12 protein-coding genes are annotated in these 11,926 nt (G+C 61.1%); all 12 read left to right on the forward strand.

The features are described from left to right. The first annotated feature begins 27 nt into the window (after nucleotides 1–27). The gene (locus tag AC3ISG_RS08270; protein ID WP_205902647.1) at nucleotides 28–606 is read left to right on the forward strand and encodes a sigma-70 family RNA polymerase sigma factor; all 579 of its coding nucleotides are present in this window, start codon (nucleotides 28–30) and stop codon (nucleotides 604–606) included. Between the two features lie 11 nt (nucleotides 607–617). Next, complete coding sequence (locus AC3ISG_RS08275; RefSeq protein ID WP_489298957.1) at nucleotides 618–1,316, forward strand: anti-sigma factor; 699 nt, start codon at nucleotides 618–620, stop codon at nucleotides 1,314–1,316. Nucleotides 1,317–1,390: 74 nt separating this feature from the next. Next, complete coding sequence (locus AC3ISG_RS08280; protein ID WP_122536792.1) at nucleotides 1,391–1,948, forward strand: fasciclin domain-containing protein; 558 nt, start codon at nucleotides 1,391–1,393, stop codon at nucleotides 1,946–1,948. A 257-nt stretch (nucleotides 1,949–2,205) separates the two neighbouring features. After that, complete coding sequence (locus AC3ISG_RS08285; protein WP_489298958.1) at nucleotides 2,206–2,748, forward strand: DUF3455 domain-containing protein; 543 nt, start codon at nucleotides 2,206–2,208, stop codon at nucleotides 2,746–2,748. 111 nt (nucleotides 2,749–2,859) lie between these two features. Continuing rightward, nucleotides 2,860–3,423 carry a sigma-70 family RNA polymerase sigma factor gene (locus tag AC3ISG_RS08290; protein WP_489298959.1) on the forward strand — a complete coding sequence of 188 codons (564 nt, stop codon included), beginning with the start codon at nucleotides 2,860–2,862 and terminating at the stop codon, nucleotides 3,421–3,423. Further along, nucleotides 3,420–4,151 carry an anti-sigma factor gene (locus AC3ISG_RS08295; protein ID WP_489298960.1) on the forward strand — a complete coding sequence of 244 codons (732 nt, stop codon included), beginning with the start codon at nucleotides 3,420–3,422 and terminating at the stop codon, nucleotides 4,149–4,151. The genes AC3ISG_RS08290 and AC3ISG_RS08295 overlap by 4 nt, the downstream gene beginning before the upstream one ends. A 1,064-nt stretch (nucleotides 4,152–5,215) precedes the next feature. Beyond that, entirely contained in the window at nucleotides 5,216–7,345 is a 2,130-nt protein-coding gene (gene flhA / locus AC3ISG_RS08300) for a flagellar biosynthesis protein FlhA (RefSeq protein WP_065987309.1), read from the forward strand. Between the two features lie 11 nt (nucleotides 7,346–7,356). Then, nucleotides 7,357–8,700, forward strand: coding sequence for a flagellar biosynthesis GTPase FlhF (gene flhF, locus AC3ISG_RS08305; protein ID WP_122536796.1), 1,344 nt, complete (start codon nucleotides 7,357–7,359; stop codon nucleotides 8,698–8,700). A gap of 118 nt (nucleotides 8,701–8,818) precedes the next feature. Beyond that, nucleotides 8,819–9,652 (forward strand): flagellar synthesis regulator FleN, encoded by an 834-nt coding sequence (gene fleN, locus AC3ISG_RS08310; protein ID WP_062385964.1) that lies wholly within the window; start codon nucleotides 8,819–8,821, stop codon nucleotides 9,650–9,652. Beyond that, nucleotides 9,649–10,392, forward strand: coding sequence for an RNA polymerase sigma factor FliA (fliA, locus tag AC3ISG_RS08315; RefSeq protein ID WP_122536797.1), 744 nt, complete (start codon nucleotides 9,649–9,651; stop codon nucleotides 10,390–10,392). Before fleN ends, fliA begins: the two co-directional genes overlap by 4 nt. Nucleotides 10,393–10,632: 240 nt before the next feature. Then, nucleotides 10,633–11,007, forward strand: coding sequence for a chemotaxis response regulator CheY (locus AC3ISG_RS08320; RefSeq protein WP_172612850.1), 375 nt, complete (start codon nucleotides 10,633–10,635; stop codon nucleotides 11,005–11,007). A gap of 19 nt (nucleotides 11,008–11,026) precedes the next feature. Further along, a complete protein-coding gene (locus AC3ISG_RS08325) occupies nucleotides 11,027–11,815 on the forward strand; it encodes a protein phosphatase CheZ (protein ID WP_122536798.1) in 789 nt (262 codons plus the stop codon). The last annotated feature ends 111 nt before the right edge of the window (nucleotides 11,816–11,926 follow it).

An 11,926-nucleotide genomic window follows, 5' to 3' on the forward strand; every position in this document is an offset into this window, starting at 1 on the left:
ACCGCATTCCTCCTCAAGGCTCGCCACTTGACCATTCGATCGAATGCAGCCCAGTCACCCGACGCTCAGTCCAGTGCCGAGGCGTTGAATGTCTTGATGCAAGCCTGTGGTAAAGGTAGCCGGTTGGCGTTTGAGGCGATGTATCACGCGACATCGGCCAGGCTGTTCGGCATCTGCCTGCACTATTCCGGCAACCGGGCCGAGGCCGAAGAGGTGCTCCAGGAGGTGTACATCATGGCGTGGCTGAAGGCACCCCGGTTCGATCCTCAACTGGCCAGCGCCATGACCTGGCTTGCGACCATCGCCCGCAACAAAGCGATTGACCGGCGCAGGGCCCATCGGCCTCACGCCCCCCTCGAAACGATCCCCGAATTACCCACCCAAGACGACTCCATCCCGGACTCCCTGGAGCGCGAGCAGCAGGGGAGTCAGCTGGACCGCTGTCTGGAAACCCTTGAAGAAGCACAGCAACGCTATATCCGCGTGGCGTTCTTCGAGGGTTGCTCCTATGCCGAGCTGGCCGAGCGCCACGGCATCGCGCTGGGGACGATGAAAAGCTGGATTCGTCGCGGGCTGCTTCGACTGCGTCTGTGCCTCGGCCTATGAACGAGCCTCCTGTGCCTCCCGACGAGACCCCGGACCTGCTGATCGCAGAGTACGTGCTGGGCGTGCTCAGCCGCGAAGAGCGTGAGCGGGTGGAGGCGATGATTGCGCTGGACCCTCGCCATCAACGCGCGCTGGTGCAATGGCAGGCGCAGTTCGCCGAGTGGCTCGGGCAATTGCCGGCGTCAACTGCTCCGGGGGGTACGTGGGCGAGGATTGAGCAGCGCTTGTTTGCGGATGCCAGCCATTCGCCGTCGCGGGCGTCAGGCTGGTGGAACAACCTTGGGCTCTGGCGCTGGACGACCGCTGCACTGGCTGCCGGGTTGCTGGCATCGGTGCTGGTCCTTCAACAGCCTCTTCCGGCACCTACCCCGGGGCCGGCTTTGTTGGCACGTCTTGAACAACCGGACGGCACGACGCTGTTTGCCGCCACGATCCATACTGACCGGCGAGGCGTGCTGTTCGTTAACACGCAACACGCCGACTGGTCGGGCAAAAGTGCCGAGGCGTGGGTAATCCCCGCCGATGGCAAGCCTCGCTCGCTGGGCCTGTTGCCGGCCAATGCTTCCGCGACGTTGAACGTAACGCCGCCACTGGCTGATCTGCTCGCCACCGGCGCGGTACTTGCCGTCACCCTTGAGCCGTTGAACGGATCACCGAGCGGGCTGCCGACCGGACCAGTCGTCGCCCAGGGGAAAATATCTTCACTTTGATGCATCCGTTCCCGCGTCTGCTTCGTATCTCTCTCACCTTCATCCGAAGGACCGAAGAATCCGGGAGAACTACCATGTTGACCCTCGCCAAACGCATCGCCGCTGTCTCTTTCGCTGCCCTCTGCCTTGCTGCATCGCCAGGCTTTGCCGCCGACACCGTCATGGTGGGGGGCGCTGCCATGTACCCCACCAAGACCATCGTCGAGAACGCCGTCAACTCCAAGGACCACACGACCCTGGTGGCGGCGGTCAAAGCTGCAGGTCTCGTGGACACCCTCAACGGCAAAGGCCCGTTCACCGTGTTCGCCCCCACCAACGAAGCTTTCGCCAAACTGCCTGCCGGTACTGTCGATACCTTGGTCAAGCCTGAGAACAAAGCGGACCTGACCAAAATCTTGACGTACCACGTCGTCGCCGGTACCCACACCGCCAAACAATTGATGGCGGACGCCAAAATGAACGGCGGCAAAGTGATGCTGAAAACCGTACAAGGCGAATCCCTCACCGTGATGCCCCATGACGGCAAGCTGTGGGTGATGGACGCCAAAGGCGGCAAAAGCGCGGTCAGCATCGCTGACGTAATGCAGTCGAACGGCGTCATCCACGTCGTTGACTCGGTGCTGATGCCGTAACCGCTGATGCAATGGCTGCCTCATTTCTGAAGTAACGGCAGTGGCCCCCGGTGGACATCGAGTGTGTCCACCCGGGGCGCCGGCCTGGCCCCGACACGGGCGCATGCCATTTTACTGATCTTGCTGCCAGACCCGCGTAATCCCCCCTCGATCACCCCGCAGATTTATTTTCAATTCGCTGCATCCAGTTCGTTCTCCCCCGGGTAGTACAAGAAGTAGCGATGGCTGCTGACCTGTTTATCTAATGGAGAGATGGCATGAACGCTAAAAAATTACTGGGCTCGTTCGGTGTTTCGTTGGCAGCTACTTGCCTGTTGGCCACGGCGCCAGCGGCTTATGCGCAGATGGTGTTGCCTGATGCAGTGAAGGTGCCGGACGGTCACAAGATCGCGATGGAAACGGTGGGCGTGGGCGAGATCACCTATGAGTGCCGCGACAAGCCCAACGCTGCGGGTCAGACCGAATGGACGTTCGTCGGCCCGAAAGCGGTGTTGAATGACCGCGACGGCAAGCAGGTCGGCACCTATTTTGGGCCACCGGCGACGTGGCAGGCCGCTGACGGTTCGAAGATCACCGGCACCCAGCTCGCTGTCGCACCTGCCGGGACGGGCGATATTCCGTATCAGCTGGTCAAAGCCAACCCTGCGGAAGGCAAGGGCGCGATGAGCAACGTCAGCTACATCCAGCGCGTGGCGACCAAAGGCGGTGTCGCGCCGAAGATGGAGTGTTCGATGGCGACCAAGGGTAAGCAGGAAATTGTGAAATACCAGGCGGACTATATTTTCTGGGCCGCCAAGTAGACCAACGTCCCACGTCATGCCGCGTCGCTGATGCACAAATTCATCTACGCTGCACCGACGCAACCCCGGCCTTTGGGTCGGGGTATTTCTTTTCGTTGGCGGTTGAACATTTTGTCCTTACCTGAAGACTGTTTTGACTACGAAGCCTGTCTGGCCGCCTGTGCCAAGGGCGAGCGACGGGCCTTGCACGACCTCTACACCCAGGAAAGCGCACGTCTGATCGGCGTCGCCAAGCGCATCGCCCGCAGCGACGCGCTGGCGGAGGACATCGTGCATGACGCCTTCATTAAAATCTGGACCCGCGCGGGTAGTTTCGACCCGACGCGAGGCTCTGCCCGTGGCTGGATCTTCAGCCTGACACGGCATCTGGCGCTGAACTTCATGCGGGATAATGCGAACACCCTTCAGGTCAGCGAGCAGAGCGAAAACGCACTGCTGGCCGAGGCTGCACTGGGGTGCGCAACCGACGCCGACACCTTCGAATACAGCGCCCGCTCGGGTCGTATTTACGGATGCCTTGAACAGCTGGAACCGGCGCGGCGCAACTGCATTCTTCATGCGTACGTCGACGGCTACTCGCACTCGGAAATAGCGCAGAAAGTGGGCGCGCCGCTGGGCACCATTAAGGCCTGGATCAAACGCAGTCTGGTGGCATTGCGGGAGTGCATGGAATGACAAGGTATCCGTCAACAGACAGTGCCGACGAGCTGGACGCGCTGGCCAGCGAGTACGTGTTGGGCACACTGCCGGCCGAGCAACGGCTCGACGTCCAGAACCGCCTCGGCACGGACGCTGACTTGCGCGCAGCCGTGGACGCATGGGAAGGGCGCTTGCTGGCGTTGACCGAACTTGCCGAACCGCAGACCCCAGGCCCGCAGTTGTGGAGCCGGATTGAGCGCAGCGTCAGCAGCGATGACCGCCGAGCCCTCTTACAGGCGCCCGCCGTGAAGTCGCGTTCATGGTGGGATCTGCTGCCGTTGTGGCGCGGGCTGGCGGGCGCAGGACTCGTCGCGACGCTGCTGCTCGCCACAATGCTGGTGACCCGGACAGCGCCGGTGAACCCCACAACTTACCTCGTGGTGCTGGTCGCTCCACAAAACCAGGCTCCCGGCTGGGTGATCCAGGCCAATAACCCGGAAGAGATCCAGCTGATACCCCTGGGCGCCACCCCAGTCCCCGCCGACAAAGCCCTCCAGTTCTGGACCAAGGCCGACGGCTGGCAGGGCCCCGTGTCCCTGGGCCTGGTCAAACCCGGCCAGACCCTCTCCATCCCCGTAAACAAACTGCCGCCGCTGCAGGCCAACCAACTCTTCGAACTCACCCTCGAAAACCCCAACGGCTCCCCGACCGGCAAGCCGACCGGCCCGATTCAATTTATTGGGCGGGCGGTGAAAGTGATCTGAGCCAGAAGACGCGGGGCGTCTAGGGCGGCGTTCCCACGCGGAGCGGGGGAACGATCGGCCAATCATCTAGCGTCTGGAAGGCCGCTTTCGTGAGCAAGCTCACTCCCACATGAGCGTCGTTTGCCCTTGATGATTAGCGGTGTCACATCTGACGCTTCCCGGCTGAAGCCGGTCCCACAAAAAGCAGTGCGTGCATTCAGTGAAATGGGTGGTGGCCACACTGGCCTCTTCCCGGCTGAAGCCGGTCCCACAAAAAGCAGTGCGTGCATTCAGTGAAATGGGTGGTGGTCACACCGGCCTCTTCCCGGCTGAAGCCGGTCCCACAAAAAGCAGCGCGTGCATTCAGTGAAATGGGTGGTGGTCACACCGGCCTCTTCCCGGCTAAAGCCGGTCCCACAAAAAGCAGCGCGTGCATTCAGTGAAATGGGTGGTGGCCACACTGGCCTCTTCCCGGCTAAAGCCGGTCCCACAAAAAAGCAGCGCGTGCATTCAGTGAAATGGCTGGTGGTCACACAGGCCTCTTCCCGGCTAAAGCCGGTCCCACAAAAAAGCAGCGCGTGCATTCAGTGAAATGGCTGGTGGTCACACAGGCCTCTTCCCGGCTAAAGCCGGTCCTACCAAGCGTAAGCGCGCTTTTGATCTTCATGCACAAAAGGTCCAGACACCACAAAACGCGACTTGGGTGCAGGCCGAACGCAGACGACGCGGAGTGGGCCGAGCCGCATGGATGCGGCGAGAGCGCCGTCAGGACATGGATGTCCGTTCGGCGCGGGCCCACGGAGCGTCGTCGGAGTGAGGGAATCCCGACGGAGGAGGGACCTAGCCAGGAGCAGGCACCCTTGGTTACTTGGGGTGCTTTTCCAAGTAACTCGCCGAAGGCGAAACCGAGGCCGTTAGGCCGACGCTTGTGATCTTGGCGCGCTAAGCCACGACGCAAATCCCAATTCTAAATACTGGCACTCTGATATTTTCAGTCCACTCCCAAATGTTGGACCCCTTCTTGCAATAACCCCGATACAACGCTTCGGCGTCAAAAGATTGATTTAACGCGCAGGTGCCCATCGGTGGAACGCTCACAACTCATCTCCCACGCCAGAACCGGATTGATCGGCCTGGGCCGTGGACAACTTGGCGTCCCGCTACTGCTCCTCGTCATGCTCGCCATGATGATGCTGCCCATGCCGCCGTTCCTGCTGGACGTCTTCTTCACCTTCAACATCGCCCTGTCCATCGTCGTCCTGCTCGTCTGTATCTACGCCCTGCGACCCCTCGACTTCTCCGTATTCCCGACCATCCTCCTCGTCGCCACCCTGCTGCGACTGGCCCTCAACGTCGCCTCCACCCGCGTCGTCATGCTCCACGGCCAGGACGGCCACGCCGCCGCCGGTAAAGTCATCCAGGCGTTCGGTGAAGTCGTCATCGGCGGCAACTACGTCGTCGGTATCGTCGTCTTCGCCATCCTCATGATCATCAACTTCGTCGTCGTCACCAAAGGTGCCGGGCGCATCTCCGAAGTGAGCGCGCGCTTCACCCTCGACGCCATGCCCGGCAAACAGATGGCCATCGACGCCGACCTCAACGCCGGCCTCATCGACCAGCCTGAAGCCAAGCGTCGTCGCCTCGAAGTCGCCCAGGAAGCCGAGTTCTACGGCTCCATGGACGGTGCCAGCAAATTCGTCCGCGGTGACGCCATCGCCGGCCTGCTGATCCTCTTCATCAACCTCATCGGCGGCATGCTGGTGGGCATCCTGCAACACGGCATGACCTTCGGCGACGCCGGCAAGGTTTACGCGCTGCTGACCATCGGTGACGGTTTGGTGGCGCAGTTGCCTTCTCTGCTGCTGTCTACTGCCGCCGCGATCATGGTGACCCGTGCGTCCGGTTCGGAAGAAATGGGCAAACTGGTCGGGCGCCAGATGTTCGCCTCCCACAAGGCACTCGCTGTCTCTGCCGGGATCATGATCGTCATGGGCCTGGTTCCGGGCATGCCGCACTTCTCCTTCATCAGCCTCGGGCTGGTGGCTGCTGGCGGCGCTTACCTGCTGTGGAAGAAAGAGAACCAGGTCAAGCTCGCCGCGGTGCAAGAGGTCAAGCGTCAACAAGAGCTGCTGCCGTCGCCGACCCGGGCGCAGGAATCCAAGGAACTGGGCTGGGACGACGTCACCCCGATCGACATGATTGGCCTGGAAGTGGGCTACCGCCTGATTCCGCTGGTGGACCGCAATCAGGGTGGTCAGCTGCTGGCGCGGATCAAGGGCGTGCGCAAGAAGCTCTCCCAGGAGCTGGGTTTCCTCATGCCGACCGTGCACATCCGCGACAACCTCGACCTGGCGCCCAGCGCCTATCGCCTGACCCTCATGGGCGTGACCCTGGCCGAAGCCGAGATCTACCCAGACCGCGAACTGGCGATCAACCCCGGTCAGGTATTTGGCAGCCTCAACGGCATCACTGCCAAGGACCCGGCGTTTGGTCTGGAAGCCGTCTGGATTGAAATCAGCCAGCGGGCTCAGGCGCAATCCCTCGGTTACACCGTGGTGGACGCCAGCACGGTGGTGGCAACCCACTTGAACCAGATTCTCTACAAGCACTCTCATGAATTGATTGGCCACGAGGAAGTCCAGCAATTGATGACCCTGCTGGCCAAGGGATCGCCAAAACTGGCGGAAGAACTGGTGCCGGGCGTGCTGTCCCTGTCGGCCCTGCTGAAGGTGCTGCAGGCGCTGCTTGCCGAACAGGTGCCGGTTCGTGACATCCGCTCCATCGCTGAAGCCATCGCCAACAACGCCGCGCGTAGTCAAGATACCGCCGCGCTGGTGGCTGCGGTACGGGTCGGATTGTCCCGCGCAATCGTCCAAAGCATTGTCGGCATTGAGCCGGAGCTGCCTGTGATCACCCTTGAGCCAAGGTTGGAACAGATCTTGCTAAATAGTCTGCAGAAGGCAGGTCAGGGTCAGGAAGAAGGCGTTCTCCTCGAACCGAGCATGGCTGAGAAACTTCAGCGCTCGTTGATCGAAGCGGCGCAGCGTCAGGAGATGCAGGGGCAGCCGGTTATTTTGTTGGTCGCAGGTCCGGTTCGCGCCATGTTGTCCCGCTTTGGACGGTTGGCTGTACCGAATATGCATGTTTTGGCTTATCAGGAAATTCCTGACAATAAGCAAGTCACCATCGTAGCGACTGTCGGGCCCAACGGCTGAGGTAGTGAGTCATGCAAGTTAAGCGTTTTTTCGCCGCCGATATGCGACAAGCCATGAAACTGGTTCGCGATGAGCTGGGCGCTGAAGCTGCCATCATCGGGAACCGGCGGATCGCCGGCGGCGTGGAACTGACCGCCGCTCTGGATTACAAGTTGTCTGCACTGGCGCCGCGTGTGCCGAACGTCGAACTCGAAGAAGAATTGCGCAAGACCCAGTCGCGCATCGTCACCGCTCAAGCTGAGCTGACCCACCGCAGCGAGCTGGACACTGTCGCCAATCGTCAGTTGTTCGCCGGCCTTGCGATGGATGACAGCAAGCAGATCGAACCGACGCTGGAAGAACCGTTTCGCCCGTCGATCCACGCCGCTGTGGCCGCCGAACGCGCCGAGCGCAACGCCGAGCCGGCCGTGGGCGACCGCGCCTACGAAGCGATGCGCTCTGAATTGAACGGCCTGCGCGAACTGCTGGAAGTCCAGCTGGGATCGCTGGCCTGGAACCAGCTGCAAGGCAGCCGTCCGCAGCAGGCCAATCTGTGGCGCCGTCTGCAACGCGTCGGCCTCTCCGGCCCGCTGTCCCGCGATCTGCTGGCGATGGTGCCGGACTCGAATGATCAGGCCCACACCTGGCGCATGCTGTTGGCCCACCTGGCCCGGATGATTGCCACGCCCGATGTGGAGCCACTGGAAGAGGGCGGTGTGATTGCCATGGTCGGTCCTGCCGGCATGGGCAAAACCACCACGCTGGCTAAACTGGCAGCCCGATATGTGTTGAAATACGGCGCGCAAAATATCGCGCTGGTGAGCATGGACAGTTTCCGCATTGGCGCTCAGGAACAGCTGAAAACCCTGGGCCGGATCCTCAATGTACCGGTTACCCACGTCGACCCGGGCCAGTCCCTGGCTCAGGCGCTGGAGCCGCTGTTGCGCAAGCGCGTGGTGTTGATCGACACCGCCGGCCTGCAAGCCAGCGATCCGGCCCTGCGTCTGCAACTGGAAACCCTCGCCGGCCGTGGCATCAAGGCGCGCAACTACCTGGTGCTGGCGACAACCAGCCAGAAGCAGGTGCTGTCGGCGGCTTACCACAGTTATAAACGTTGCGGCCTGGCCGGGTGCATCCTGACCAAGCTCGACGAGACGGCCAACCTGGGCGAAGTGCTCAGCCTGGCCGTGACACACGAACTGCCTGTGGCCTATCTGACCGATGGCCCACGGATACCGGATGATCTGCATTTGCCGCGTCGGCACCAGTTGGTGAGCCGGGCTGTCAGTGTGCAGATGCAGGAGGAGCCAAGCGAGGAAGCGATGGCGGATATGTTTGCGGATCTTTATCACAGCACCGGCAAGCGCGCGGGCTAGGTGAAGAAAATGACAGTGGAATTTTCCTGCATCGATGGTCTGCCAGGCATTGTTCAGACACTGAACGTGCAGCCCGACATGTGGCTTAGGTCTAAGCAAGACAAGGTAAACAATTAACATGGGCAGCATGCATCCCGTACAGGTTATCGCGGTGACCGGTGGCAAAGGTGGCGTAGGCAAGACCAACGTTTCAGTGAATCTTTCACTGGCGCTGGCCGAGCTGGGACGTCGCGTCATGTTGCTGGACGCCGATCTGGGTCTGGCCAACGTCGACGTATTGTTGGGGCTGACCCCCAAACGCACCCTGGCTGATGTCATCGAAGGGCGGTGCGAGCTGCGCGATGTCCTGCTGCAAGGCCCGGGCGGCGTCCGCATCGTGCCGGCGGCGTCGGGCACCCAGAGCATGGTCCACCTGACCCCGGCGCAACATGCCGGGCTGATTCAGGCGTTCAGTGACATCGGCGACAACCTCGATGTGCTGGTCATCGATACCGCCGCCGGCATCGGCGAGTCGGTGGTGAGCTTCGTGCGCGCCGCCCAGGAAGTGCTGCTGGTGGTGTGCGACGAGCCTACGTCGATCACCGACGCCTACGCCCTGATCAAACTGCTCAACCGCGATTACGGCATGAACCGCTTCCGCGTCCTGGCCAACATGGCCCAGAGCCCGCAGGAAGGGCGCAACCTCTTCGCCAAGCTGACCAAAGTCACCGACCGCTTTCTCGACGTGGCCCTGCAATATGTAGGCGCCGTGCCGTACGACGAATGCGTACGCAAGGCCGTGCAGAAACAGCGCGCCGTGTACGAAGCGTTTCCGCGTTCCAAATGTGCGCTGGCGTTCAAGGCGATCGCACAGAAAGTCGACACCTGGCCGCTGCCGGCGAACCCGCGCGGTCACCTGGAATTTTTCGTAGAACGCCTCGTGCATCAAACCAGCGCAGGGCCCGTCTCATGACAGCAAGTGGCTATCGCATGTACAGCAAATCGTCCAAAGACTCCCAGTATGAGCTGATCGAGCGTTATGCCCCGCTGGTCAAACGAATCGCCTACCACTTGCTGGCGCGTCTGCCGGCCAGCGTGCAGGTCGAGGATTTGATCCAGGCGGGCATGATTGGCTTGCTCGAGGTCTCGACCAAATACGACTCCACCAAAGGGGCCAGTTTCGAGACGTACGCGGGTATTCGTATCCGTGGCGCGATGCTCGACGAAGTGCGCAAGGGGGACTGGGCACCGCGCTCGGTCCACCGCAATACGCGCATGGTCAGTGACGCGATTCGTTCAATCGAAGCAAAAACCGGCCGTGACGCTAAAGATCACGAGGTTGCTGCCGAACTTGAAATGAGTCTCGACGATTATTACGGGATTCTGAACGATACCCTGGGCAGCCGCCTGTTCAGTTTCGACGACCTGTTGCAGGACGGCGAACACGAAGGGCTGCACGAGGACGGCGCGAGCCAGTCCCTGGAACCGTCGCGGGATCTGGAAGACGAGCGCTTCCAGGCTGCGCTGGCCGAGGCCATTGCCAACTTGCCGGAACGTGAACGCCTGGTGTTGTCGCTGTATTACGACGAAGAGCTGAACCTCAAGGAAATCGGTGAGGTTCTGGGTGTCAGCGAGTCGCGGGTCAGCCAGCTGCACAGTCAATGCGCGGCGCGGTTGCGCGGTCGCCTTGGCGAGTGGCGCGCACGTTCCTGAATCAGGCGCGGGCCGCGAGGCCTGCGTGTTGCTTGTAAGACCGGCTGTGCAGGACGTGAGCGGGAAGCAAAAGAGACATGGCAGGAGTCGGTCGAACCGGGTCGTGGATGATCCGGTTTCGCTGCGCTCGTCCCGGTCGATTCCACCCCTTTTCATGTTCGGCGCAGCCGGTATTGATTGAATGCGCGTTCAGGTGCTGAACGCGTTAAAGACTGCTTGGAGGTCGAATTGGACAAGAACATGAAAATCCTCATCGTTGATGACTTCTCAACGATGCGGCGGATCATAAAAAACCTGTTGCGTGACCTTGGGTTCACCAACACGGCCGAAGCAGATGACGGACTCACCGCATTGCCGATGCTGCAAAGCGGCGCCTTTGACTTCCTCGTCACTGACTGGAACATGCCGGGCATGTCCGGCATCGACCTGTTGCGTCAGGTGCGTGCCGACGAGCGTCTGCGCAGCCTGCCGGTGCTGATGGTCACTGCCGAAGCCAAGCGCGAGCAGATCATCGAAGCCGCTCAGGCCGGTGTGAACGGCTACGTGGTGAAGCCGTTCACCGCGCAAGTGCTCAAAGAGAAAATCGAAAAGATATTCGAGCGCGTCAATAGCTGATGTCCGCTGCGAGGGCGCTATGGATTCCAAAGATTCGACAATGGGTGACTTTGAGTCAACCCTGAAGAAACACGCACAAGAGCTGGTCGCGAGCCTTGAAAAAGGCAAGTTCGGCGACGCCGTGCAACTGATCCATGAGCTTAACCAGACCCGCGACCGTGGCCTGTATCAGGAAGTCGGCAAATTGACGCGCGAGCTGCACAGCGCGATCGTCAACTTCCAGATCGACCCGAACATGCCGCAGGCCGAGGAGGTCTCCCAGATCACCGACGCCACCGAGCGGCTGTCGTACGTGGTCAGGCTGACCGAAAACGCCGCCAACCGGACGATGGACCTGGTGGAGCTGAGCACGCCGCTGATGCACGGGCTGACTGACGACGCCAAGTCGTTGAGCGCCGATTGGGGACGCTTCATGCGCCGCGAGATCAGCGCCGAAGAGTTTCGTGATCTGGCCCGCCGCGTCGATGTGTTCCTGACCCGCAGCGAGAAGGAGACCACCGAGGTCTCTGCGCACCTGAACGACATTCTGCTGGCCCAGGATTACCAGGACCTTACCGGTCAGGTGATCAAGCGCGTGACCACGCTGGTCACCGAAGTCGAGCGCAATCTGCTCAAGCTGGTGCTCATGGCGAGCCAGGTGGACCGCTTCGCGGGCATCGAGCACGACCAGGAAGTGTTCCGTCAGCAAAAAGAACAAGAAAAACTTCACTCCAAGGGTGAAGGTCCGCAGATTCATGCCGATAAACGTGAAGACGTTGTATCCGGACAGGATGATGTTGACGATCTGCTATCCAGCCTCGGATTCTGATTCGGTCACTCTGTTTCGGACTTCAGGTTTTCTGTGAAAGTGGCTGCTGGACCCGCGCGCCAATGCTTCGACGAAAGCAATGCGCGCAGGCCGTCAGTGCAGCCTCCGGAT

The organism is Pseudomonas sp. GL_135 (assembly GCF_057834665.1).

Coding starts and splice junctions, on each gene's coding strand:
- AC3ISG_RS08280 (WP_122536792.1), top strand. CDS start 1,391: ATGTTGACCCTCGCCAAACGCATCGCCGCTGTCTCTTTCGCTGCCCTC.
- AC3ISG_RS08285 (WP_489298958.1), top strand. CDS start 2,206: ATGAACGCTAAAAAATTACTGGGCTCGTTCGGTGTTTCGTTGGCAGCT.
- AC3ISG_RS08295 (WP_489298960.1), top strand. CDS start 3,420: ATGACAAGGTATCCGTCAACAGACAGTGCCGACGAGCTGGACGCGCTG.
- flhF (WP_122536796.1), top strand. CDS start 7,357: ATGCAAGTTAAGCGTTTTTTCGCCGCCGATATGCGACAAGCCATGAAA.
- fleN (WP_062385964.1), top strand. CDS start 8,819: ATGGGCAGCATGCATCCCGTACAGGTTATCGCGGTGACCGGTGGCAAA.
- fliA (WP_122536797.1), top strand. CDS start 9,649: ATGACAGCAAGTGGCTATCGCATGTACAGCAAATCGTCCAAAGACTCC.
- AC3ISG_RS08320 (WP_172612850.1), top strand. CDS start 10,633: ATGAAAATCCTCATCGTTGATGACTTCTCAACGATGCGGCGGATCATA.
- AC3ISG_RS08325 (WP_122536798.1), top strand. CDS start 11,027: ATGGATTCCAAAGATTCGACAATGGGTGACTTTGAGTCAACCCTGAAG.